This window comes from Streptomyces vinaceus (assembly GCF_008704935.1).
GTDB classification, from domain to species: Bacteria; Actinomycetota; Actinomycetes; order Streptomycetales; family Streptomycetaceae; genus Streptomyces; species Streptomyces vinaceus.
Map to the genome: position 1 here is coordinate 619,685 of NZ_CP023692.1, position 24,833 is coordinate 644,517.

General features: G+C 72.8%; 18 protein-coding genes and 1 pseudogene. 11 read left to right on the plus strand and 8 right to left on the minus strand.

Translation table 11 applies throughout. The features are described 5' to 3' along the window. Positions 1 to 49: 49 nt before the first annotated feature. Positions 50 to 310 (minus strand): PALP domain-containing protein, encoded by a 261-nt coding sequence (locus CP980_RS35780; protein ID WP_229906879.1) that lies wholly within the window; start codon positions 308 to 310, stop codon positions 50 to 52. Positions 311 to 587: 277 nt separating this feature from the next. On the opposite strand from CP980_RS35780, the pseudogene CP980_RS02855 reads away from it, so the two are divergent. From CP980_RS02855 to CP980_RS02900, 10 genes and pseudogenes are all read left to right on the plus strand, one after another. Continuing rightward, positions 588 to 794 (plus strand): annotated as a pseudogene (locus CP980_RS02855) (MFS transporter); the annotation flags it as partial. An 80-nt stretch (positions 795 to 874) separates the two neighbouring features. After that, positions 875 to 1,426, plus strand: a complete 552-nt coding sequence (locus tag CP980_RS02860; RefSeq protein WP_132753708.1) for a GNAT family N-acetyltransferase — start codon at positions 875 to 877, stop codon at positions 1,424 to 1,426. A gap of 129 nt (positions 1,427 to 1,555) precedes the next feature. Further along, positions 1,556 to 3,058 carry a Y4yA family PLP-dependent enzyme gene (locus CP980_RS02865; protein WP_150492509.1) on the plus strand — a complete coding sequence of 501 codons (1,503 nt, stop codon included), beginning with the start codon at positions 1,556 to 1,558 and terminating at the stop codon, positions 3,056 to 3,058. Further along, positions 3,055 to 4,374, plus strand: coding sequence for a pyridoxal-phosphate dependent enzyme (locus CP980_RS02870; protein ID WP_150492510.1), 1,320 nt, complete (start codon positions 3,055 to 3,057; stop codon positions 4,372 to 4,374). The genes CP980_RS02865 and CP980_RS02870 overlap by 4 nt, the downstream gene beginning before the upstream one ends. Before the next feature lies 1 nt (position 4,375). After that, positions 4,376 to 5,575, plus strand: coding sequence for an aminotransferase class V-fold PLP-dependent enzyme (locus tag CP980_RS02875; protein WP_150530096.1), 1,200 nt, complete (start codon positions 4,376 to 4,378; stop codon positions 5,573 to 5,575). 54 nt (positions 5,576 to 5,629) lie between these two features. Continuing rightward, positions 5,630 to 6,421, plus strand: a complete 792-nt coding sequence (locus tag CP980_RS02880) for a class I SAM-dependent methyltransferase (RefSeq protein ID WP_150492511.1) — start codon at positions 5,630 to 5,632, stop codon at positions 6,419 to 6,421. A gap of 177 nt (positions 6,422 to 6,598) precedes the next feature. After that, positions 6,599 to 8,275: an NAD(P)/FAD-dependent oxidoreductase gene (locus CP980_RS02885; protein ID WP_150492512.1), complete on the plus strand. Its 1,677-nt coding sequence runs from the start codon at positions 6,599 to 6,601 to the stop codon at positions 8,273 to 8,275. Continuing rightward, positions 8,272 to 9,747 carry an ATP-binding protein gene (locus CP980_RS02890; protein ID WP_132753718.1) on the plus strand — a complete coding sequence of 492 codons (1,476 nt, stop codon included), beginning with the start codon at positions 8,272 to 8,274 and terminating at the stop codon, positions 9,745 to 9,747. The genes CP980_RS02885 and CP980_RS02890 overlap by 4 nt, the downstream gene beginning before the upstream one ends. Then, a complete protein-coding gene (locus tag CP980_RS02895) occupies positions 9,744 to 10,100 on the plus strand; it encodes a UBP-type zinc finger domain-containing protein (protein WP_132753720.1) in 357 nt (118 codons plus the stop codon). The genes CP980_RS02890 and CP980_RS02895 overlap by 4 nt, the downstream gene beginning before the upstream one ends. A 251-nt stretch (positions 10,101 to 10,351) precedes the next feature. Then, positions 10,352 to 11,692, plus strand: a complete 1,341-nt coding sequence (locus tag CP980_RS02900) for a (2,3-dihydroxybenzoyl)adenylate synthase (RefSeq protein ID WP_150530097.1) — start codon at positions 10,352 to 10,354, stop codon at positions 11,690 to 11,692. A gap of 17 nt (positions 11,693 to 11,709) precedes the next feature. Here CP980_RS02900 and CP980_RS02905 read toward each other — a convergent pair whose 3' ends face one another. The 6 genes from CP980_RS02905 to CP980_RS02930 form a co-directional block, all read right to left on the minus strand. Next, positions 11,710 to 13,272: an alpha/beta hydrolase gene (locus CP980_RS02905; RefSeq protein ID WP_150492513.1), complete on the minus strand. Its 1,563-nt coding sequence runs from the start codon at positions 13,270 to 13,272 to the stop codon at positions 11,710 to 11,712. 267 nt (positions 13,273 to 13,539) lie between these two features. Next, on the minus strand, positions 13,540 to 14,904 hold the full coding sequence (locus tag CP980_RS02910) for a carotenoid oxygenase family protein (RefSeq protein ID WP_150492514.1): 1,365 nt from the start codon (positions 14,902 to 14,904) through the stop codon (positions 13,540 to 13,542). A 33-nt stretch (positions 14,905 to 14,937) separates the two neighbouring features. After that, positions 14,938 to 16,485: an MFS transporter gene (locus CP980_RS02915; protein WP_150492515.1), complete on the minus strand. Its 1,548-nt coding sequence runs from the start codon at positions 16,483 to 16,485 to the stop codon at positions 14,938 to 14,940. A 125-nt stretch (positions 16,486 to 16,610) separates the two neighbouring features. Beyond that, on the minus strand, positions 16,611 to 18,611 hold the full coding sequence (locus tag CP980_RS02920) for a DnaA/Hda family protein (RefSeq protein ID WP_150492516.1): 2,001 nt from the start codon (positions 18,609 to 18,611) through the stop codon (positions 16,611 to 16,613). Positions 18,612 to 18,677: 66 nt separating this feature from the next. Next, positions 18,678 to 19,928, minus strand: coding sequence for a cytochrome P450, cyclodipeptide synthase-associated (locus CP980_RS02925; protein WP_150492517.1), 1,251 nt, complete (start codon positions 19,926 to 19,928; stop codon positions 18,678 to 18,680). 169 nt (positions 19,929 to 20,097) lie between these two features. Further along, positions 20,098 to 22,122, minus strand: a complete 2,025-nt coding sequence (locus CP980_RS02930; protein ID WP_150492518.1) for an FHA domain-containing protein — start codon at positions 22,120 to 22,122, stop codon at positions 20,098 to 20,100. Positions 22,123 to 22,293: 171 nt separating this feature from the next. Here CP980_RS02930 and CP980_RS02935 point away from each other — a divergent pair, with 171 nt between their 5' ends. Beyond that, positions 22,294 to 23,754, plus strand: coding sequence for a serine/threonine-protein kinase (locus tag CP980_RS02935; protein ID WP_150492519.1), 1,461 nt, complete (start codon positions 22,294 to 22,296; stop codon positions 23,752 to 23,754). Between the two features lie 10 nt (positions 23,755 to 23,764). Here CP980_RS02935 and CP980_RS02940 read toward each other — a convergent pair whose 3' ends face one another. Then, a complete protein-coding gene (locus tag CP980_RS02940; RefSeq protein WP_132753730.1) occupies positions 23,765 to 24,736 on the minus strand; it encodes an alpha/beta hydrolase in 972 nt (323 codons plus the stop codon). Between the last annotated feature and the right edge of the window lie 97 nt (positions 24,737 to 24,833).

The following is a 24,833-nucleotide window of genomic DNA, read 5'->3' on the forward strand; positions in this document are numbered from 1 at the left end:
CCAGTGCATCCGGGACCACGGGAGGGCCAGCTCGCGCTGGTCGCGGACCTCACGGGGCCGCGAGGTCCGCGAGGTAGCCGGCGCCGGTGGAGAGCCCCGCGAAGACCGCGTGGCGGCGCAACAGGTCGACGCTGCCGGCCGGCGCCGCGTCGTGGTACTGCCGCATCCAGTGGTACTCGGGGTGTTCGGCGAGGACCTCGTGGACCCGCTCCACCCGGCGCCTCTGGTCCAGCTTGAGGTCGCTCCACGGCTCCATGTGCTCCATCGTCGCCCCGAGCACGGCGAGCCGGGTGCGCGGCGTGCGGGCCACCGTCGCCGAGCCGACGATGTGGCAGCGCGTCCCGTACCGGTGTGACAGGCCGGGGCCGGGACGTACGCGCAGACAGGCGCGTATGCGGTGGCGCAGGCCCGGTGCGGCCGGGTCGAAGAGCACGCCCGGCGGCGAGCAGCGGAGAGGCGACCGCCGCCGCGAGGGCGGACCGGAGCACGACGGCGCGGCGCGCGTGCCGGTCGGCCAGTACGCCTCCCACGGCGACGGCGGCGAGGAAGCCGAGGGTCCGGGCGGCGAGGACCAGGCCGAGGCCGGCCTGGCCCGCGTCTCCTCGCTGGACTTCCTGGTGTCGTACGGCCTGGCACCCGTCGGGCTCGCGCTGATCGCCCCCGCCATCGAGGCGTTCGGGGTCACGGCCGTGCTCGGGGCCTGCGCCGGGGCCTGCTTCCTCGTACCGGCAGCGGCGGCGCTGGTGCCGACCGGCCGCCACTTCGGGCGTACGCCCACGCCGGCGACCCACTGACCTACGCCGGTCACGCGCGCCCCGGCCGGCCGGTCCGTCCCCGCCCCGGCCGGGGGGCCGCGTCTGGCAAGCTGCGGTCCATGACCGCGCAACAGGCCCCCGATTTCACGCAGATCACCCGCCCCCGGGAACTCTCCCCCGAACTACGCGAGCAGCTCGTCGACTGCTGGGCACGAGTGATCAACAGCGGGGGCGCCGTCATCCCTCCGGGGCTCCCCCTGCCGCCGGTGGACACCGGTCACACCGACCCGGCCCTGGGGCGCCTCGTCGGTGCGCTCGATCCGCGGCGGACCCGGATCCTGATCGCCACCCTCGGGGGCGCTCTCGCGGGGTGGCTGGTTCTGCGCCGTGACCCCCATCCGCTCGTCGCGCACTGGGGAGCCGTCAACCACGTCATGACCCACCCCGACTTCCGCGGCCGGGGCATCGGCAGGGCGCTGATGAGCCGGGTCCGCGAGCTGGCCCGGCAGGAAATGGGGCTGGAGCAGCTGCACATCGCCGTCCGGTCCGGGCTGGGACTGGAAGAGTTCTACGGCCGCCTGGGCTGGCACGAGATCGGCCGCTGGCCCGGCAGCCTGCGGGTCGCGCCCGACGACGACCGCGACGAGATCCTCATGTACCTGGCCCTGTGAACGGCCACCGCCCACGCCATCGCATTTCGGCCATCTCCCCGCGCCATGCGTCCAAACCGTGCCAGCAGGGCATGAACAGGACCGCGAAGAATATCGTCGCACGATCGGCGCGCGGGAGGAGCAGCTGGTATGGACACCGGCCCCCTGTACCTGGAACCGCGACTGGCGCCGCGGCTCGCCTCGCTGCTCGGCTCGGCCGCCTTCCTGCACACGCTCGTGGACGCCCTCGGCTCGCCCCTCAACCTCCTCGTACCGGACCAGATGGCGCAGAACGCCGAGGACTTCCGAGCCGTCTACCGCCGCCACCGGCTCGGCGGGCAGGTCTTCTTCGCCCACAAGGCCAACCGTTCCCGCTCCCTCGTCCGACGGCTCACCACGGCGGACGCCGCCGTGGACGTGGCGTCCGTCGGCGAGCTCCAGCACGCCCTCGGCTCCGGCCTGACGGCCGACCGCGTCATGGCGACCGGCCCCAAGGACCCGGCGTTCCTCTGGCTCGCCGCGCGCTCGGGCGCCACCGTGAACGCCGACGGCCCCGGTGAGCTGGAGTCCTTGGCGCACCTCGTACGCCGCCACGACCTGCCCCGCCCCAAGGTCCTGGTCCGACTGTCCGAGTTCGAGACGTCGGGACCCCGCATGCTCTCCCGCAGGAGCCGGTTCGGTACGTCCGTGAAGGCCCTCGCACCCCTGCTGGACCTGCTCGAACGCCACCGCGAGTTCCTGGACCCGATCGGCGTCGCGTACCACCTCGACACCACGAGCCCGGACGAGAAGGCCATCGCCCTCGAAGGCTGCCTGCGCGCCATGGACGACCTGCGCCTGCGGGGATTCCTGCCCCGCGTGGTCGACATCGGCGGCGGCTTCGGCGTCAGCTACCTCGCGCACGCCGCCCAGTGGGACCGCTACACGAGCGAGCTCGCCGCCGCGGTGATGGGCCGGCGCCCGCCGCTGACCTGGGGCGGCCACGGGTACGGTCTGCACGCCGAAGGGGGTACGCTGCGCGGCGCCCTGAGCCTGTACCCGGCCCACCGGCCGGTGGCCGGCGCCGGTTACCTCGACGCCCTCCTCTCGCAGCCCGCCCCGACCCTGGGCCGGGCCCTCGGGACCTTGCTGCTGGAGAGCCTGTACGACCTGTACACGGAGCCGGGCAGGGCCCTGGCCGACCAGTGCGGGCTGTCCCTGGCCCGGGTGCTGGAGGTACGCCGTACGGACACCGGCCCCGCGCTCGTACGCCTCGCCATGAACGCGAACGACGTGGCCCTGGAGGACCACGGGATCCTGATGGACCCCGTGCTCGTCCCCCGCGGGGGCGAATCGGCAGGCCCCCGGGAGCCGGCCGGCGTCCACCTCATGGGGAACCTCTGCCTGGAGGCGGATCTGGTCACCCGCAGAACGGTGTTCCTGCCGCGGCTGCCGCGCCCGGGCGATCTGCTCGGCTTCGCCAACACCGCGGGCTACTGCATGGACTTCGGTGCCACGCACGCCCAACAGCATCCGGTGGCGCGGAAGGTGGCCGTCCGCCGGTCGCAGGACGGCGACTGGCGCTGGTGTCTGGACGAGGAGTACTGGCCGGTCGAGGAGTACGGGCCGGTCGAGGAGTACGGGCCGATCACCGATTCGGGGGGACGGGCATGAGGTACGACAGCATCACCGAGGTCATCGGCAACACCCCGCTGGTCCGCATCGATCCGGCCGTGCACGGCCTGCGCCACATCGACCTCTACGCGAAGCTGGAGATGCTCAACCCCTTCGGCTCGGTCAAGGACCGGGCCGCGTGGAACATGGCCCGCTCCCGCCTGCCCGGCGCGCGGGAGCGCGGCGAGACGGTCGTCGAACTCTCCAGCGGCAACACGGCCAAGGCCCTCGCCGTGATCGCGGGCATGCACGGGCTGTCGTTCAAGAGCGTCACCAACCGCATGCGCATCCCGGAAGTCAAGGACCTGCTCCTGCTGCTGGGCGCCGAGATCGAGGAGCTGCCGGGGCGCAGCGAGTGCCTGGACCCGACGGACACCGAGGACCCGCTGACCCTCTTCCACCAGCGGCTGAACGAGTCCGGCACCGCCCATCTGCACACCGACCAGTACTTCAACGCGCTCAACACCGCGGCGCACGAGGCGGGTACGGGCCCGGAGATCGTGGCGGACCTGGACGGCCGGGCCCCTGACTGGTTCCTCGCCTGCGTCGGCACCGCCGGTTCCTCCACGGGCGTGGCCCGGGCCCTGCGCGCGCACGACCCGGCCGTACGGGTGATCGGGCTGGTGGGAGAGAAGTCGGACTTCATCCCCGGCATCCGCAACATAGACGAGGTCCACGAGGTGGGCCTCTTCGACCCGGCCACGTACGACACGATCGAGTCGGTCGGCGCCGACGACGCGCTCGACGGCATGCTCACGCTGGTCCGGCGCTGCGGCATCCTCGCCGGCCCCACCGGCGGCGCCGCGTACCACGGCGCCGTACGCCATCTGCGGTCCTTCGACGCGGAGTTGCGCGAGCGCAGGACCGCGGTCTTCATCGTCTGCGACCGGGTCGAGAGCTACCTCGGCTACGTCAAGCAGCGCCGCCCCGAGCTGCTGGGCCGACCGCCCGCCCGCAACTCCGTGTCCGCGCTCTCCGGTGCCGAGGTCCGGGCGGCGCAGGTCATCGAGGTGGCCGACGCGCAGAAGTGGATCGCGGCGGAGCGGCCGCTGGTGATCGACCTGCGCAGCTCCTTCGCGTACGCGGCCCTGCACATCGACGGATCGGTCAACATCGTCGACGAGCTCTTCGACGAACTCGTGCGGGGAGGGCTGCCGTTCGGCAAGCGGCAGCCCGTGCTGCTGGCCTGCCCGGTCGGCGAGCAGTCGGCGCGCTACGCCGCGCTGCTCACCCGGATGGGGCATCCCGACGTACGCAGCCTCGCGGGCGGGATCATCGCGTGGCGGGACGCGGGTGCCCCGCTGGTGCGTGACTGACATGACCGAGACGGCCGATGTCCTGGAGGAGCTGGGCCCGTGGCAGCGTCCGCTGCGCGCCCAGTTCCCGATCATCGTGGCCCATCCGGAGCTGGCGTACCTGGACAGCGCGGCCACCGCGCAGAAGCCCCAGGCCGTACTGGACGCCGTACAGCACTACCTCGCCACCTCCAACGCCAACGCGGGCCGCGGGTCGTACCCCTGGGCCAACGCGACGACCGCGGCGGTGGAGCGGGCCGGCGACCGGGTGAAGGAGTTCCTGGGCGATCCGGCGCCGGACCGCTCGTCCGTGCACTTCACGAGCGGGACCTCCGAGGGGCTGCGGACCGTCGCCCGGGACTGGCTGGCGGATCTGCTCACCGACGGGGACGAGATCGTCGTCCCGTTCGCCGACCACGAGGCGAATCTGGCGCCGTGGCTGGAGGTGCGGGAGCTGCTGGAGCGGCAGGGCGTCAAGGTCCGCGTCCGCGAGCTGCCGTACCAGGACAGCTCCGGCGACTACGATCCGGCGGCGCTCGCGGCCTCGGTGGGCCCGCGTACCCGCTTCGTGGCGGCCACCCATGTGCACCACGTGTACGGCGTCGACATGAACGTGCACCGGATACGCCGGGTGGTCGGGCCGGACGTCCCGATCTGCCTCGACGCCGCGCAGAGCGTCGGGCACGTGCCGTTCTCCGTGGCCGGGCTCGACGTGGACTTCGTGGTGTTCTCCGGGCACAAGGCCATGGCGCTGCCCGGTACGGGCGCGGTCTGGGCCCGCGGCCGGCGGGGGCCGCGGCTGCGCCCGGGCGGGTGGGCCGGTACCCCGAACACCGTCGGCATCGTGAGCCTCGCGGCCGCCCTGGACTGGCTCGACGCGGCCGGTACGGACCGGATCGAGGCGTGGACGGTGGCGCTGGCGGCCCGGCTGACGGACGGCCTGAGCCGGCTGGGCGCGTACGAGGTGCTCGGCTGCCGCTCCAGTCTGGCGGCCGGCTCCGACGTGCAGCGGCGGCGGAGCATCGTGACGTTCCGCCATCGCGGGATCCCCTCGCGCGACCTCGGGTTCATCCTGTACAGCCACGGGTTCATGGTGCGCTCCGACGGTCACTGCCAGGCGGGAGCCGGGGATGCGGACGGCTCGGTGCGGGTCAGCCTGCACGTCCACAACACTTCGGAGGAGATCGAGAAGTTGGTCGCCACCCTCAGCAGTCTGCAATGATTTTCATGTGGGGTTCAGGGCCGTGAGAACGGCGGAGCACGAGCGGACAGCGACATGAACGTGGGCAGTGCGAGCGGCGTGGGCGGCGTGGGCACGGTGGCGGCGGCGAGTCGGTGGGTGGAGCGCTGGGAGCGGCAGCAGCAGCGCTACGCGATCGACCGCGAGGAGCGGTTCACCGTCATCTCGGACGTGGTCGAGCGCGTCACGGAGGGCGGCGGCCGGCCCGCCCCGCTCCTCCTGGACCTGGGCTGCGGGCCGGGGTCGCTGGCCGCGCGCCTGGCCGCCCGGATGCCCGCCGCCGAGGTCGTGGGCGTCGACGCCGATCCCCTCCTGCTGGAGCTGGGGCGGGCCCACCACGGAGCGGCCCTGCGCTTCGCGGAGGCCCGCATCGGGGAGCCGGGCTGGCTCGACGCCCTCCTGCTGGAGCGCCCGGTGGACGCCGCCGTCTCGACGACGGCCCTGCACTACCTCGGCGAGGCCACCCTGCGGCGCACGTACCGGGAGCTGGCCGAGCGGATCCGGCCCGGCGGGGTCCTCGTCAACGGAGACCACCTCGGCCCGGACTCCCCCAAGGTGCACGAGCTCGCCGTGGACATCGGCCGGCGGCGGGCCGAGCGCCAGCAGGCCCTGGCGCACGAGGACTGGGACGCGTGGTGGTCGGGCGTACGGGCCGACCCGGAGCTCTCGCCGCTCCTCGCCTCCCGCGACCGCCGCACCCACCCGCACTGCGAGGGCAACGAGCTGACCCTCACCGACCACCTCGCACTGCTGCGCGAGTCGGGCTTCGAGCACGTCGGCACGGTCTGGCAGTTCGGCAACAGCCACGTGGTGGTGGCGGTCCGCTGACCCGGGCATGAGCCCCTGCGGAGCACTCCGCGTTGACCGGGAGCGACCGGGTGGATACCCGCAGCGCACGATCACGGCGTTCCGGAGCGGTCCCGGGCCATCGAACATACGATGGGCGGGAAACCGGCGCGGGCGGCTCGCCATGCGGTCCGCCCAGAGCACTCGGGGTGGAGACGTATGGCACAGGCCGCCGAAACGGCGCGGACCGTCATCTTGACGGTGGACGACGACCCGGGAGTATCCCGTGCGATCGCCCGGGACCTGCGGCGCCACTACGGCGCCGACCACCGGATCGTGCGCGCCGAGTCCGGGGAGTCCGCCCTGGAGGCGCTGCGCGAGCTGAAGCTGCGGGGCGACCTCGTGGCGGTGATCCTCGCCGACTACCGGATGCCGCAGATGAACGGCATCGAGTTCCTGGAGCAGGCCCTCGGGATCTACCCGGGTGCACGGCGCATCCTCCTGACGGCGTACGCCGACACCAACGCCGCGATCGACGCGATCAACGTCGTCGACCTCGACCACTACCTGCTCAAGCCGTGGGACCCGCCGGAGGAGAAGCTCTATCCGGTGGTGGACGACCTGCTCTCGGCGTGGCGCTCCAGCGACTACCGGCCCGTACCCGCCACCAAGGTGGTCGGGCACCGCTGGTCGGCGGGCTCCTCGCGCGTACGGGAGTTCCTGGCCCGCAACCAGGTGCCGTACCGCTGGTACTCCTCCGACGAGCCGGAGGGGCGGCGGCTGCTGGAGGCCGCCGGGGCGCAGGGGCAGCGGCTGCCGCTGGTGGTGACGCCGGACGGCACCGCGCTGATCGAGCCCGAGCCGGCCGAGCTGGCCGCGCACGTGGGGCTCGCGACGACCCCGGCCGCCGACTTCTACGACCTCGTGGTCATCGGCGGCGGTCCGGCCGGGCTCGGCGCGGCGGTGTACGGGGCCTCCGAGGGGCTGCGTACCGTGCTGGTCGAGCGGTCGGCGACCGGCGGACAGGCCGGGCAGAGTTCCCGCATCGAGAACTACCTCGGCTTCCCCGACGGCGTCTCGGGCGCGCAGCTCACCGACCGCGCCCGCCGCCAGGCCGGCCGGTTCGGCGCCGAGATCCTGACGGCGCGCGAGGTCACGGGGCTGGAGGTCAACGGCGCGGCGCGCGTCGTGCGCTTCTCCGACGGCTCGGCGGTGGCCGCGCACAGCGTCATCCTGGCGACGGGCGTCTCCTACCGCCAGCTGCGCGCCCCGGGCTGCGACTCGCTGACCGGCTGCGGGGTGTACTACGGCTCCTCCCTGACCGAGGCCGCCGCCTGCCAGGGGCAGGACGTCTACATCGTGGGCGGCGCCAACTCCGCCGGGCAGGCGGCGATGTACCTGGCGCGCGGCGCGAAGTCGGTGACGCTGCTGGTGCGCGGGGAGTCCCTGCGGGCGTCGATGTCGTACTACCTGATCCAGCAGATCGAGGAGACGCCGAACATCTCGGTGCGGACCCGGACCGTCGTCGAGGAGGCCCACGGCGACGGGCACCTGGAGCAGCTGACGCTGAAGGGCGTGGACGGCGGGCCCACCGAACTCGTCGACTGCCAGTGGATGTTCGTGTTCATCGGCGCGGCCCCGCTGACCGACTGGCTGGACGGTACGGTGCTGCGCGACGAGCACGGTTTCATCCTGGCCGGACCCGACCTCACCGCGGACGGCCGGCCGCCGGCGGAGTGGGCACTGGACCGGCCGCCCTACCACCTGGAGACCAACGTGCCCGGCGTGTTCGTGGCGGGCGACGCGCGCGCCCAGTCGGCGAAGCGCGTGGCGTCCGCCGTCGGAGAGGGAGCCATGGCCGTCATGCTCGTACACCGGTACCTGGAGCAGTCATGAGCGAGCAGGCCATGCCGTGCAGCCCGCAGGAGATCGCCTCGCTGTTCCTGTTCGAGAAGCTCACGCCGGAGCAGCTCGGGCGGCTGTGCTCGGAGGGACGGGTGGAACGGTTCGAGCCCGGCCCGGTCTACACCGAGGGCGCTCCGGCCACCTGCTTCTACGTGATGATCGAGGGCACCGTCGTCCTGTCCCGCCGGGTCGGCGGCGACGACGTCGAGGTGAGCCGGACCTCGCAGCGCGGCGTGTACGCGGGCGCCATGCAGGCGTACCTGGGCGACCAGGTACCGCAGACGTACACCAACTCCATGCGGGTGACGGAGCCGACGCGGTTCTTCGTGCTGCCCGCCGAGTCGTTCGCGGCCGTCATGCGGGACTGGTTCCCGATGGCCGCACACCTGCTGGAAGGGCTGTTCTTCGGTTCCAGGAACACGCAGCGGGCCATCGGCCAGCGGGAACGGCTGCTGGCACTGGGATCGCTGTCGGCCGGTCTCACGCACGAGCTCAACAACCCGGCCGCGGCGGCCGTACGGGCCACCGCGACGCTGCGGGAACGGGTGGGCAAGATGCGGCACAAGCTGGCGGTCATCGCCCAGGGGCCCTACTCGCGCGAGGCGCTCGCCGAGCTCATCGAGATCCAGGAGCGCACCGCGGAACGGGTCGCCAAGGCGCCGGTGCTGAGCCCGCTGGAGGCGGCCGACCGGGAGGACGAGCTCGCAGACTGGCTCGACGACCACGGCATCCAGGAGGGGTGGCGGATCGCGCCGACCTTCGTACAGGCCGGGCTGGACACGGACTGGCTGGAGCAGGTCGCGGCGACCGTGGCCGAGGACATCCTCCCCGGGGCCATCGGCTGGCTCAACTACACGGTCGAGACCGAGCTGTTGATGGACGAGATCAACGACTCCACCACCCGCATCTCCCACCTCGTGGACGCGGCGAAGCAGTACTCGCAGCTCGACCGCGCCCCGCACCGGGTGGTCGACGTCCACGAACTCCTCGACAGCACCCTGCTGATGCTGTCCGGCAAGATGGGCCGGGGGGTGCGGGTGGTCAAGGACTACGACCGCTCGCTGCCGGAGGTGCCCGCGTACCCGGCGGAGCTCAACCAGGTGTGGACGAACATCATCGACAACGCCGTCTTCGCCATCGGGAGCACCGGCGGCGAGGGCACGCTGACGGTCCGCACGGCGCGCGAGGGCGACCGGCTGCTGGTGGAGTTCCGCGATACCGGTCCCGGCATCCCGGCGGACATCCGCACCCGTATCTTCGACCCCTTCTTCACCACCAAGCCGGTCGGCGAGGGGACGGGGCTCGGCCTCGACATCTCCTGGCGGATCGTCGTCAACAAGCACCACGGCAGCCTCCAGGTCGAGTCCGCTCCGGGCGACACCCGGTTCCAGGTGCTGCTGCCGCTGACCGACCCCGAATCCGAGAGTTCCGAGACGTCCGCGAGTTCCGAGGAGCCGGCATGACCGAAGACATCAAGGGAATCGACCCGAGCGTCCCGCCCGCCGGAACGGGCTGCGTCGACTGCGACGCCGTGGGCGGCTGGTGGTTCCACCTGCGCCGCTGCGCCCAGTGCGGCCACATCGGCTGCTGCGACTCCTCACCGGCGCAGCACGCCACCGCCCACTGGAAGTCCGCGGGCCATCCGCTCGTACAGAGCTTCGAGCCGGGCGAGGAGTGGTTCTGGAACTACGACAGCGACGTCCTGTACGAGTCCGGGCCCGTCCTCGCCCCGCCCTCCGCCCACCCGGCGGACCAGCCGGCCCCCGGCCCGGCCGGACGGGTCCCCGCGGACTGGACGAGGTACCTGCACTCCTGACCGTCCCATGGCGCACCCCGCAAGGGCGGCCACGACCCCGAGGTCCTGCTGGAAGCCCTGCACACACCATGCACCGCCATTGAGTCCCGGACCCGGACTGGGTCCTGCTTGGACTTTCCGCCGAGCCGACGCGGCGGCGATGGTGGGGACCGCGCATTGCCCGTGCGCGTGGCGGGGGATTGGCTTGCCAGGTCACGATCCGCTGGGCTCCGGTTGCGCAAACCGGTACTGAAGGAAACGAATTGGCACCCATGCTCGCCGGCTGCACGCCCTGGCCCGAGGAGTTCGTCGACCGCTACTGGGCGGCCGGGCACTGGAGGGGCAACACGCTGGACAACCTGCTGCGCGGCTGGGCCCTGCAGTACGGGCCGCGGACCGCGCTCGTGCACGGCGCCACCCGCGTCACCTACGCGAACCTCAACCGGCGCGTGGACCGTATGGCCGCCGGGTTCCGGCTGCGCGGCCTGCGGCCGGGACAGCGGGTCGTCGTCCAGCTGCCGAACGTCCCCGAGTTCGTCACCACCGTGTTCGCGCTGATGCGCATCGGCGCGGTCCCGGTGCTCTGCACGCTCTCCCTGGGCGCGGCCGAGGTGTCCCACATCGTGCGCGTCACGGAGTCCGTGGGCTACGTCGGCCCCTCGACGTACCGGGGCTTCGACCACACGGCGATGGCCGCGGACATCGCGGCCCAGGGGCCGTTCCTGCGCAGGGTGTTCACCTTCGAGGCGCCCGGCGAGTCCTCCCCGTACGGCGGCTTCTCGACCGACCCGGCGGGCTGCCACTACTTCCCGCTGGGCTCCCTGGACTCCCCGCCCGGCCCGACGCTCGCGCAGCGCGCCGACCAGGTGGCGTTCCTCCTGCTCTCCGGGGAGGCCACCGACGCACCCCTGCTCGTGCCGCGCACGCACAACGACTACGCCTACCAGGCGCGCGCCGCCGCCGAACTGGTGTCGCTCGGCGAGGACGACGTGTACCTGGCCGCGCTGCCCGCCGGGTCCCCCCTCGCCTTCGGCGGCCCCGGCATCATCGGCACCCTCTCCGTCGGCGCCACCGTCGTCCTGGTGGAGGACCCGGAACCCGCCGCATGCCTCGCGGCCATCGCACGGGAGCGGGTCACGATCACGTCGGTGGCGCCCGACACCGCCCGGCTGTGGCTCGACGCACTTCCCACGGCCGGGGCCGACGTGAGCGGTCTGCGTCTCGTGCAGGTCGGCGGAGCCCCGCTGGCCCCGGAGACCGCGGAGCGGCTGGGCGCCGAATGGGGCTGTCGCCTCCAGCAGTTCTTCGGCCTGGCCGAGGGGCTGCTCACGCTCACCCGGCCCGCCGATCCGGTCGATACCGTACTCACCACGCAGGGCCGCCCGCTCTCGCCCGACGACGAGATCCGCATCGTCGACGCGGAGGGCGAGGACGTGCCCGACGGGGAGCCCGGCGAACTCCTGGCCCGCGGCCCGTACACCCCGCGCGGCTACTACCGGGCCCCCGACCACAACGCCCGCTCCTTCACCGCCGACGGCTACTTCCGCACCGGTGCACGCGCCCGCCGCGCCCCGGACGGCAGCCTGGTCATGACCGGCCGCGCCCGGGACTGAGCCTTCTGCAACACCCTTCAGGGGAAGCGCGGCGGGTCCTGGCAGGTCACGTCCGCGGCGGGCAGCCGCCCCGTGCCGAGGTACGCGTTGACCGTGGCGTCGGCGCAGGAGGCCGGATCGGACAGGTACACGCCGTGCTTCTCGCCGTTCAGCGCGAGCACCATCCGCGAGCCCTTGAGCGCCTTGTGCAAGCCTTGGCCGCTGGCCAGCGGAGTGATCGGGTCCCACTCGTTCTGCACGGTCAGCACATCGGCCCGGGTCTTCATGGGCGTCGGCGCCTCCATCGGCCGCTGCCAGAAGGCGCACGGCTTTATGTTCGACGCGAAGTCCCCGTAGACCGGGTACTTCACCTTGTCCCGCGCCGCGTCCCGCGCGTACTGCTCGGGGTCGCGCGGCCAGGCGTCCGTGTCCCCGCACAGGACGGACCAGTAGACGGGGGTGGCTCCGCCCTCGGCGTCGGAGGGCTCTGCCGGGCCGGGCGCCCAGGCGCCCGGCGCCGCGGAGGCGTTCGCCCCGCCGGCCCGGGGGCCCGTCCGCAGCTGGTTCAGGGCCTGCGGTTCGCCGCCGGCCGGCGGCCGTCCGGTCTCGGCCAGGGACTTCAGGTACCTGATGGCGGCCGAGGCCCCGTACGGGGAGAAGAACAGCGAGGGGTCGGCCCTGAGATCGTCGCCCGTGTACTTCTGCCCGTTGCCGACGATGGGGTCCCGGTCGGCCCGCTCCACCAGACGCCAGAAGGTGGCGGACACCTCCTCGGGCGTGGCGCCGAGCCCGTAGTGCTCCGAGCGCTCCGCCGCCCACCGGGTCCACCGGGCGAACGCGGGCTCCGCCTCGGTGGCCCAGACCTGGATCATGCCCCGCCAGATGCGCTGCGGGTCCACCCCACTGTCCAGCACGAAGCGGTCGGCGCGCTGCGGGAACATCTGCGAGTACACCGCGCCGAGGTAGGTCCCGTACGAGTAGCCCAGGTACGAGATCTTCCGCTCGCCGAGCGCCGCGCGGATCACGTCCAGGTCACGGGCCGTGTTGCGGGTGGTGATGTACGGGATGACATCGCCGGACTTCTCCCGGCACTTGTCGGCGATGCCGCGCGCCCAGGCCACGTCCGAGGCGAAGGTCTCCGGCCGGTACGCGCCGCCGACGCCCTCTTCCGCCGGGCTCAGCGGGCCGCAGGTGATCGGGCTGCTCCGGCCGACCCCGCGCGGGTCGAAGCCGATGAGGTCGTACTGGTCCCGTACGTCCTTGGGCATCTGCTCGTCCAGCGCCAGCGGCCTGTGCAGCGCGGGGGTGCCGGGACCGCCCGGGTTGAAGAGCAGCACCCCGCGCCGCTTGGCCGGGTTCCCGCTCTTGATCCGGGAGATCGCGAGGTCGAGCGTGCGTCCTTCGGGGTGCTGGTAGTCGAGCGGCACTTTGAGGGTCGCGCACTCGTACGTGGCCGGCTGGTCCGGGCTGCACCGGTGCCAGTCCGGTTTCTGGCGCATGTGCGCGGGGGTCGGGGCGGCGGCCGCCTGGGGCGCCGTCAGAAGGGGCAGGGAGGTGGCGACGAGTCCGACGGTGGCGAGCAGCGGTGCGAGGCGTTTCATGGCGGGTGCCGTTCTTTCGTGCGGTGAAATCGCTGGTGTGGCCACTGTGTTGCATCGGGGGGTACGCGCGAATCCCCTGGAAGAGCCGTCCCCGGTCCCTCTCCCGTACCAGGTGGCATTCGGGCAGTTGGCTGGAATCCCGCCCCGGGGATCCCCCGTCTCCCCCGCGCCGGCCGCCACGGCGCCCCGTAGTCCCCTCCCTCTCAAGTACGACCCCGGAGCCGCGGGGAGGGTGCCCCGCGGCTCCGGCGGATCCTTGCTCCGTGGTCAGTCCGTGAGGCCGTCCAGGGCGCTGTCGGGCACCCAGGAGCCGTGGACTCCGGCCGTCACCCGGCGGGGCAGGTGGACGGTGGCGACCCGGTCGAGGCCGGAGGCGTCGAGGACCAGCAGCTGGGAAGAGTCCTGCTTCAGGTCGGAGACGACCGTCAGCAGATAGCCGTCGTCCTCGCTCGTGGCATGGTCCGCCGGGACGAAGACGGCTTCGCCGGGCATCCGCGCGTCGCCCACCTGGTGGATGCGGCGGGCGCCGGTGGTCCGGTCGTACTTGACGACGCCGTAACCGCCGAAACCCTTCTCGTCGGGGAAGCAGATGGCGTACTGGTAGCGGTTCTCGGCGCCCAGGTAGTCCTCGTTGAGCGTCGGGAACTCCACCGGCAGGTCGTCGATGATCTGCTCGCCGACCGTGCCGTCGGTCATGTCGACCACCCAGCGGCGGGTGTACGAGCGGGAGCCGGGCTCGCTGCCGCGGCCGGGCGCGCCGATCCACCAGTTCCAGGAGAGTTCGAAGCCCTCGCGGTCCACGGTGGGGCCTTCCAGGACGATGCGGCCCTGGCCGTCCTCGTAGGCGTTGGAGACGTGGAGCATGTTGCCCGGTTCGACGGAGAACCAGCGGATGTGCCGGGCGCCGTCCTCCCCCCGGGGCATGATCCCGATGCGGGCGGGCTGCTGGTCGCTCCAGCTGTAGGGGATGCCGGAGTGTTCGGTGGGGTCGAAGGTGACGTTGCCCTCGACGAACACCACGTGCCGGCGGGTGATGGTGAAGTCGTGCTTGAGCGAGGCGGTCGCCCCCGGGATCTCGGCGCTGTGGACGATCGCTCCCTTGGCGTCGCACACGTAGTAGGTCAGGAACGGCGGGAACGGCGAGGAGCCGAAGAAGTGGAGTTCCCCGGTCACCGGGTCCTCCTTGGGGTGCGCCGTCATCGCGCCGCGCAGCTTGCCGTCGAAGTCGTGGGCGCCGATCGTCTCCAGCTCCCGGGTGAGCTCGAAGGGGAGGTTCGACTCGCACAGCGCGAGGAGGCGTCCGGCGTGTTCGATGATGTGGGTGCCGGCGGTGCTGGCGGTGAAGTCGGGTCCGTGCTCGGTCATGTAGGGAGCGCCGTCGAGGGCGGGGGTGTGCACCCAGCGGTTGCGGTACCACTCGGCGCGGCCCTCGCGCAGGCGGATGCCGTGGACCATTCCGCTGCCCTTGAACCAGTGGGTGGGGGTGACGCCGGGCTTGGGGTTGTGTCCGTTGCGCAGCAGCCGGCCGCTCAGCTCGGGGGGCAGGGTGCCCTCGACCGTCAGGGCGGTGGCGGTGATCTCGTCGGCCACGGGGGTGTAGTGGCCGGTCAGGTACGGCTTGGCAGCGGTCATGGCTCATATCTCTTTCGTGGGAGTGACGGGTCATCAGACGGAGTGTGGGACGGGGGACTTAGGGGGGAGGGACGGGGTCGGCTCGGCCGGAACGGCCCGGTCGGTCGGGTCGGTCAGGTCGGTCAGGTCGGTCAGGTCGGTCAGGTCGGTCAGGGTGCGTGCCCTCGCGCAGCGGGCGAGGAGCAGCGCGAGGAGGGCCGTTGCGGCCAGGACCGCGGCCGAGACCGTGAAGGCGGCGCGGTAGCCGGCCGTGAGGGCCTCCGGCGCAGGCGTACCGGCGGAGGCGTGGGCGGTGACGGAGCCTGCCAGGGTGGCCAGGGCGGCGAGGCCGATCGCTCCGCCGACCTGCCGGGTGGTGTTGACCAGTCCGCCGGCGAGGCCCGCGTCCTGTCTCGGGACGCCCTCGACGGCGAGTGCGGTGAGCTGGACGAAGGCGATGCTGAGGCCCAGGCCGACCAGGATGCTCGGGCCCAGGACGTCCACGGCGTAGCTTCCGTCGGCGCTCATCCTCGACAGCCACAGCAGTCCGGCGGCCTCGGTCAGCAGGGCGGCCGTCACGGTCGCGGTGGCTCCCAGGCGCCGGGCGATCCGGGGGGCGAGGGAGGATCCGAGCATATGGGCGACGGCGAGGGGAAGTTGTCCGACGCCGGTGGCCAAGGGGCCAGAGCCGAGGACCTGCTGCTGGTAGAGGGGCAGGAAGAAGAACAGGGCGATCCACACGGACCCCAGCAGGGCCATCAGCACGTTGCCCGCGGCGACCCGGCCGGTGGCGAACAGGCGTGCCGGGACCAGGGCATCGGGCCGGCGGAACTCGATCACGGCGAAACCCGCGAGCAGCACGGTGGCGGCGCCGAGGGCGCCCAGTACCCGGGCGTCGGCCCAGCCCGCCCCGCGCGCGGTGGTCAGGGCCCAGACCAGGCCGGTCAGGGCGAGGGTCACGGTGGCGGTGCCCAGCAGATCGAACCGCCCGGCCCTGCGTCCGGCATCCGGCGGTACGAACACGGCCACCGCGGCCAGGACCAGCGCCGCTCCGAGCGCGACCGAGTGGAAGATCCAGGGCCAGCCCCATGCCTGGGTGAGCGCGCCTCCCAGCAGGACGCCGCCCGCCGCTCCCCCGCCGGAGACCGCACCCCACACGCCCAGCGCCCTGCCGCGCTCGGGGCCCGACCGGAACCGGTCCATCGCCAGGGCGAGGGCGGCCGGGGCGATGGCGGCGGCCCCGAGACCCTGCACCGTGCGCGCCGCGATCAGCACGCCGGCGGAGGTGGACAGCCCCGCCGCCAGTGAAGCCAGCGCGAACAGGGCCAACCCGGCGATCAGCATCCGGCGCCGGCCGAGGAGGTCGGCGACCCGGCCGCCCGCCAGGAGCAGCGCCCCGAACGCCAGGCCGTAGGCGTTGACCACCCAGGTGGTCCCGCTGTCCGTGAGCCCGGTGCCGGCTCTGATCTGTGGGAGCGCCACGTTCACGATCGAGGTGGCGAGCATGACCGTGAACTGGGCGGCGGCGAGCGCCGCGAGGACGGCGCCCGGGCCGTGGGGCCGACGTACTGCCTGGTCCGTCCGCGTGCGTGGGGGGTTCATGGCGCACAGACTCGGCGCGGACGGTGTCCACTATCCAGGCCCCGCGGGCCCGGGCGCTGTCCACTCCTGTCCGCGCCTGTCCACTCCCGTCGGCGCGGCGTCGCCGGGAGGGGGCGCGACAGCCGCTACCGGGGGTCGTGCAGCTCCTGCTGCCACAGGGACGCGCAGAGCAGGTCCAGGCCCTGCCGCAGGTGGCGGCGGTAGGTCCCGTACGGGAGGCCCAGGCGGCGGGCGGCGGCCTCCTGGGTGGGAGCACCGGAGAAGTAGCCCGCCGTCAGGGCCTCGCGGGCGCGTGCTCCGCGCGGGTCCTGGGCGAGGTCGTCGACGGCCTGGCGCAGCAGGGCGCGCAACTCCCCCACCGGGTTGCCGAGATCGGCGGCGAGACGGGCCCGCATCAGGGCGCAGGCCGCGAAGGCCCCCGTGTCACGCCAGTGCGCCAGTGCCTCGCGCACGGCCTGGTCGAACGCCGTGCGCGACACGGGCGAGGGTCCGGACCGCACCGGCTCCTCGCTGGGCGCGATGAAGCGCATGAGCCACGCCTCCACGGGCACCTGACGCCAGTCGACGCCGAAGACCCCGTACGTGTGCTCGCCGACGCGCGGGCGCGCCCCGATGTCGGCGAGCGTGCCCTTGACGCGTTCCGCCCAGCTCTCGGCGTCCCGGTAGACGGCGAACCCGTACGCCCGCCCGCGCGCCCGGGCCGCCTCCGCCTGGGCCCGGGAACTGCTCAAGTCGGTGACTCGGGAGGGAACCTGGTACTGGTCGGGGTAGATCGAGAAGCGGCTGACACCGATGTGCTCGCCGGGGCTCACCGCCTCGGTGGCCTCGGTGTACCGCCACACGGCGGCGATGACGGGGTCGGTCTCCAGATCCTGGGGATCGGCAGGCGCCGGCAGGACCAGCCGGGCCGTGAACGCCACGATCCGGCCCGTGCTCACGAGCCGGTAGACGCTGAAGGCCTGCGGCTGGCGCCCGGCCCAGTAGCGGACCAGCTCGGCGGAGGCGGCCCCTTCCGTCTCCTCGGTCATGCGCAGTACGGCGTCGAGGTCGTCGGGGTGCAGGGGCCGGTCGTGCACCTCGTCCTCCCGGGACCAGGACCGCAGCCGGGCCAGGGTCGCGCCCTCCCGGAAGAGGTAGAAGAGCTCGTCGGTGACGGTCCACACCCGTTCCTCGGGTGCTTCGCGCAGGAGGCGCAGGTATTCGTCCGCGAGGCGTCGGCGCATCGTCTCGAAGGCGTTGGGCGCCCGCCAGCGCAGGTCGGCGGCCAGGGTCTCACGGGCGGCGTCGTGCGGGTGGAGCCCCTGGTGGGTGGATTCCATGAAGGGGAGCTCCCGCAGCCAGGAGAAGAGCAGATGGGTGTCCTCCCCGGGCAGGACCGTGGTCAGCAGTTCCTCGGACGTGGAGTGGGCCTGCGCGGCCACCTCCAGGGCGCGGCGGTGGGCGGCCGTGGGCACCTCGCCGATCAGTCCCGCCAGCAGGGTGCGCAGGACGTCCGCCGTGGGGGACCAGATCTCCTCCCGGCCGCAGCCCGCCGATCCCGCCGCGGCGGCGAGGGAGAGGGCCAGCGGGTTGCCTCCGGCGAAGCGCAGTACGCGGTCGCGCAGTTCGGGCCGGATGTGAGCCGACACCAGTACGCTGCGGGCCTGTTCCTCGGAGAACGGCTCCAGTTCGGTGACGAGCAGGAGCCGCGACCAGGCGGGGTCGGCGGTCCACTGCGGCTGGGGGGCGCGCCGCCCGGCCAGTACCACGAGGGTGTCGTCCGCGGCGCGGGGCAGGAAGTGGTGCCACAGCCAGCTCTCCAGCCACTGGCAGTGCTCGAAGGAGTCCACGAACAGGACCGTTCCCGGAACGTCCAGGAAGGGACCGGCGGCGCGCTCGAAATCGGCCGGGTCCCGGCTGACGAAGCGGCCGTCGAGTTCGACGAGCAGCCGGCCGGCCGCGCGGGCGTGGTCCGCCATGCGCCGGAGCAGCGTGGACTTCCCGATGCCGCCCGGCCCGCACACGTAGAACGCGAACGGTGCCTGCGGTTCGCCGGCCAACGCCTCCTCGAAACGTGCGAGTTCCTCGTCGCGGCCGACGAAGGCACGGACCCGCGCCCTGCTCAGTCTTTCCCCCACGGACACCATGGCGGCTCCCTACTTCCTTGTGCACGACCCGGCTTCGGCGGGTCGACGGACATCCCGACAGAGGCGTCAGACGGCGGGCCCGGCGGGCCCGCCGTCGAGGTGGACGGGGGTGAAGACCAGCGGCATGGAGACGGGGCCCCGCGTGTAGAGGCCGGCCTCCCGGTAGCGGAAGCCGGGACTGAGGCGGACCTCGTCGAGCAGCGGCAGGAGCATCGCGGAGACGGTCTCGATCTCGGCGCGCGCGAAGGCCGCGCCGACGCACTGGTGGAGTCCGGTACCGAAGGACAGGTGCTGGGCGGCCGCCGTGAAGGAGCGCGCGGTACCGAGGTCGGCGCGGTGGATGTCGAAGGAGTCCGGGTCCGTGAAGGCGCCGGGGTCCCGGTTGGCCGCGCCGATCATGCAGTAGACGGTGGCGCCGGCCGGGACGGTGGTGCCCGCGAGCACGGTGTCCCGCTCCGCCTGGCGGGGAATGAGCTGGACCGGCGGCGTGAGGCGCAGGGTCTCGGCGATCGCCGCGCCCAGCAGGCCGGGGTCCCGGCGGACCTCCGCCAGCTGCCCGGGGTGGTCGATCAGGTGCTTGAAGAGCAGGGCCAGGGTCTTGTCCGCGGGTTCGGCGGCGGCGACCAGGACGTTGATGATCAGTGCGGTCACATCGCGGTCACTCATCCCGATGCCGTCGAACTCGGCGGTGCAGAGCTTCGATATGAGGTCCTCGCCGGGGTGGTGGCGGCGCCGTTCGATGACCGGGAGGAGGTACGCCTCCAGCTGCTCGGCGCAGTCCAGGCAGTGGCGGCGGCGCTCGGGGGTCAGGGTCATGCTGGTGATGAACTCGGCGATGCCGCCGTGCCAGGCGGCCACCTGCCGCCAGTCCCGTCTCTCCAGGCCGAGGACGTCGAGCGTCACGTGGATGGCGAGGGGTTTGCCGAAGTCGCCGACGAGGTCCATCCGGCCGCGGGCGAGGAAGGGGGCGAGGAGCGCGGCGGCGTTGGCCCGGACGGCGCCCATCTGCTCCTGAAGGGCCGGGCCGGTGAAGGCCCGTACGACGATCTTCCGCTTGGCGGTGTGCTCAGCCCCGGTCATCTGGGCGAGGACCGGCCCCCGCATCACGGGCTCGGCGCGCACCTGGAGCGTCTGCGTGGTGAACGCCTCGTGGTCGGTCAGCACCCGCTTCACGTCCTCGTGTCGCGAGAGGAAGTAGCTGTCGAGCGCCGGCTCGTAGTGCACCGGCGTCCGCTCCCGCAACTGCTCGAACCACGGGTAGGGGTCTGCTGCGAACTCCTCGGACAGGACGCTGAAACGGGTGGGGGCGACGGGCACGGTACGGACGACCTCTCGAAACACGCGGCGCGCGGAAACATCACAAGACGCGCTGCAAGACGAGGGATTGGTGGTACAGGTTGCGCCCGTCGGGGCACAACCGCAGCCGGTGCGGCGGTGCCCCGGCAGGCAGATCCGCCGGGACACCGCTGTGTCCGGAAATGACCCCTCAGGAGAGCGGGAGGGCTCGGGGGTCGGCCGGGCGGGGGACGAAGACCGGGGAGTCCGACTGGTAGAAGAGGTCGATGTCGGCCTCCTCGCCGCCGACGATCAGGGTGTCCCAGGCACCGCTCTCCCGCAGGGTGCGCAGGGTCAGGGGGGAGATCGGGGCGAGGTGGGAGCGGAGTTCCTCGTCCGTCGGCAGGCCGGGCAGTCGCGAGTCCAACCGGTCGCGGATTGCGGCCATCCGCTCCAGCAGCGCGTCCAGGTCGCTCCCGTCCGCGGCGCGGGACGCCTCTCCGGACACCGGAGCGGAGACGGCGGCCGCACCCGACCCCGGACCGGACACGGCCGCGCCGGCACCGAGGCCGGCACCCACGCCCGCGCCCACCCCCACGGCCGCGCCCACGCCCGCGCCCGCGTCCGTCTGCGCACTGCGCGCGATGATGTCCTTGATGGCCCGGGTCACGCCCTGCTCGTCCGTGGTCACCATCGCGTTCCAGGCCCGGCTCTTGTGCCGGTACTGGAGCATGGACATCGCCGCCTCGTGCCGGATGAAGTCGGCGTCCCGCAGCGGCTTCCCCCGCCAGGCGCGGCTGAGCGAGCGGGCCAGCGAAGTGGCGGAGGCGAGACCGCTGTTGAGTCCTCGGCCCGGCCAGAAGTGGATGGCGTTGGCCGCGTCGCCCAGCAGGAAGCCGTACGTACCGGGGCTGCTCGCGGTCGGGCGGCGCAGCTGCGCGGTGAACCGCGGGCGCTGGACCATGTCCAGCCGGAACGAGGTGATCGCGGACAGGTCGTCCTCGGCCACCCCGAACAGGCTCAGGCCCTGCCGGATCTCCTTCCACAGCGGGGAGCTGCGCAGCAGGGCGGGCAGGAAGAGGGTGCCGTGGGTGGGGCAGCGGAACTCGTTGTCCTCCTCCTGGCGGCTCATCAGGCAGGGGCGGGTGGCGATGCACTCCTCGAAGACCTGGCGCACCGGGTCGATGCCGATGACGTTCTTGGCCTCTTCCCGCGTGAGCCGCATGTTCAGGAAGCCCTCGCCGCGCAGCGAGTTGAGCAGGAACCGGTTCTGCGACACGGTGAGCAGCACGCTCATCGGGTCCGGCAGCTTCGACTTGACGCGCAGCCCCAGCACGACGTCCTGGAGGTGCTCGCCGTCGAGGGAGTAGATGGAGGCGTCGGCCGCGCCGAAGCGGTCGGCGTAGTGCTCGCGGGTGCGGGAGCGGCCGCCCTCGGCGACCACCAGGACGTGTTCCTGGGTGAGCCTGTTCTGCTGCTCCTCCACGTCGAAGCGCTTGGGGACGAGGCGGATCGCCGATCGCCGGTTCGCCAGGGCCAGCAGCCGGTCCTCGATGTGGGCGATGCGGATGTTGCGCGGCGGGCGGCCGTCGACGGAGTCCGGGCCGACGGGCCACATCTCGGAGTAGGCGCCGTCTTCGTCGAACAGCGCGGAGAGCACCTCCGCGGACAGGGCGAGGTACTGGCGGCTCTGTACGGTCACCACCTGCTGGCGGCGGAAGTTCCCCTGGGTCTCGTCCTTCCAGACGATCTCGGGGCCCTTCCTGGTCCAGCGGCCGTCGTAGAGGGTGATGGAGGTCCGGCCGGGCAGCATCTCGTCGAGCGCCAGGGCGAAGGCGAGGCCCACCGGTCCGCCGCCGGTGACGGTGACCCGCAGCGTGCCGGGGTCCGCCGCGCTCGGCCGGGGGACGTCCAGGAGGGACAGGTCGATGACCGTCTCCATGGCGTCCTGCGCCTCGTAGAGGAAGGTCTCGTCGCCGATGCGGATGCAGTCGTTCGGACGCAGGAGGTGGCGGGTGACGCGCTGTTCGTTGACGAACGTGCCGTTGCGGCTGTCCCGGTCGTGGAGGACGAACCCGGCGTCCTCCGCGACGATCTCGGCGTGCAGGCGGGAGGCGCTGGGGCTGACGATCACGACGCCGTTGTCGCTCTTGCGCCCGAAACTGAGGGGTTCACTGCTCAGAACCACGCTCTGTCCGGTGAAGGGACCCGTGCGCCCGACGATGACCGATGGCACTGCAACTCCTTGGGAGCGACGCTGCTACTGACTGTTCTTACGTCTGCAACACGCGATCGGTAACCCCTTCGGTTCGATCAACTTCGAAAATTTCCTCTCACTCCGCTGAACCCGGGGCACGGTCCGTACGTGATGCTCACGTCGGCCGCTTCACGAGGGAGAACCGCCCCCATGCACAACGAGGACACCGAGACCGAGACCGTGACGGGGACCGCGCTCGCGGCCGCCACCACGGCCGTGCCGGGTACGCCCGGCACGCCGGACGGGGAGCGGCTGGTCGCGGGCCGCTACCGGTTGCTGTCCCGGCTGGGCGAAGGCGGCATGGGCGTCGTGTGGCGGGCCCGCGACGAGACCCTCCAGCGCGAGGTCGCCGTCAAGGAGGTACGGGCCCCGGCAGGACTCCGGGCCGGCGACCTCGCGCGGATGTACAGCCGACTGGAGCGGGAGGCCTGGGCGGCGGCGCGGATCCCCGACCGCACCGTGGTGACCGTCCACGACGTGGTCACGGAGGACGACCGGCCCTGGATCGTGATGGAACTGATCCGCGGGCAGTCGCTGGCCGACCTGCTGCGTGCCGAGGGGCCGCTCACACCGCGACACGCCGCGCACATCGGCGCCGAGGTACTGACCGCGCTGCGCGCCGCGCACGCCGTCGGCGTGGAGCACCGGGACGTGAAACCGGCGAACGTGCTGCTCGCCGCGGACGGACGGGTGGTGCTCAGCGACTTCGGCATCGCGATGGTCGAGGGCAGCACGGCCCTGACCATGACCGGCGAGGTCGTCGGCTCCCCCGAGTACCTGCCGCCGGAGCGCGCGCTGGGCCGTCCCTCGGCCCCCGAGTCGGACCTGTGGTCGCTCGGGGTGATGCTGTACGCGGCCGTGGAGGGGATCTCCCCGTTCCGGCAGGAGAGCGCGCTCGGCACCCTGCGGGCCGTCGTGGACGAGCAACCGCCGGCGCCGACCCGGGCCGGACCGCTCGCCCCGGTCATCGCCGGTCTGCTCCGCAAGGAGCCTGCCGAGCGGACCCCCGCCGCCGAAGTCGCCGAGGCCTTGCGGAACATCGCCCACGGACCGGACGCCGCCACCACTTCCACCGCGGGCACCCTGCGGACACCGGCGCCGACACCCGTGCGCGTCTCCGAGCCGGAGCCCGCCCCCGCGCCGTCCGCCGCCCTCCCCCGCAAGCGCCGTACGGCGGCCTTCGTCGCGGCCGGCGCGGCTACCTGCGTGCTGGCCGCCGGCGGGCTGGCCTACGCCCTCACCGGGAACGGCGACGCAGGGGGCGCCGCTTCCGGTCCGGGCGTACGGATGTCGGTGGCGGGCGTGAACACCGTCTACACCGGCGGCTGCCCGATCCCCACCGACCGGGCCCCGGCGTTCACCGCGACGTTCACCGCCTCCGAGCCCACCCTGATCTCCTACCGCTGGGTGTCCGGGGACGGCTCGGTCGTGGACCCGCACTGGCGCACGATGTCCATCGGGAACAAGGCCGACCCCACAGGACACGACACCGTACGGCTGACCGCCTACGCGAAGGGCGGCACGCTGACCACCGGCATGGCCGTGGAACTCCAAAGCCCCATCCGCACCACGTCCAACCCTGTCCCCTTCTCGATCACCTGTACCGGCTGAGCCCGGCGGGTCAGGCGCCGTACAGGGCGGTGCGCAGGGTGCGGGCGGCCAGGCCGATCGCGGTCTCGGCGGCGTGGGTCTCGCGCAGGGCGTCGAGCATGACGAAGTCGTGGATGGCCCCCTGGAAGCGGACCGCGGTGACCGGGACGCCGGCCGCGCGCAGCTTGTTCGCGTACGCCTCGCCCTCGTCGCGCAGTACGTCGGCCTCGCCGGTGATGACGAGGGCGGGCGGCAGACCCGTGAGCTGCTCGGTGGTGGCGCGCAGCGGGGAGGCGGTGATCTGGGCGCGCTGGGCCTCGTCGGTCGTGTACTGGTCCCAGAACCATTGCATGCCGTCGCGGCGCAGGTAGTAGCCGGTCGCGAACTGGCGGTAGGAGCCGGTGTCGAAGGCGGCGTCGGTCACCGGGTAGAACAGGACCTGCTGGAGCAGCGGGACGCCGCCGCGCTCCTTGGCCATGAGGGTGAGTGCGGCAGTCATGTTCCCGCCGACGGAGTCTCCCGCCACGGCGATGCGGGTGGCGTCCAGGCCCTGGGTGGCGCCCTGCGCCACCACCCACTGCGCGACGGCGAAATTCTGTTCGATGGCGACCGGGTAGTGCACCTCGGGGGAGAGGTCGTACTCGGGGAAGACGATCGCGGCGTCGGCGCCGACGGCCAGTTCGCGCACCAGGCGGTCGTGGGTGTGGGCGTTGCCGAACACCCAGCCGGCGCCGTGGATGTAGACGACGACCGGGAGCGCGCCGGTGGCGCCGGCCGGCTTGACGATGCGGGCCCGTACGCTGCCCGTGGGGCCTCCCGGAACGGTGATCCACTCCTCGTCGACCGCGGGCTTCGCGATGTCTCCGGACTGCAGGTCGTCGACCGCCTTGCGGCCTTCGGCCGGGGGCAGCTCGAAGAGGTAGGGCGGCTTGTCGGTCGCTTTCGCGAGGGCCGCGGCCGCGGGCTCCAGTACCGGCGCGGCCGGCTCGGCGGCGTTGGACATGTGCGTCTCCTGACGTGCTGGGGGGCTGCTGTTGTCGTTCCTGCACAGTGCACGGCACGCCCGCGACGCGCCGGGACCGGCGCGGCACCCGGACCCG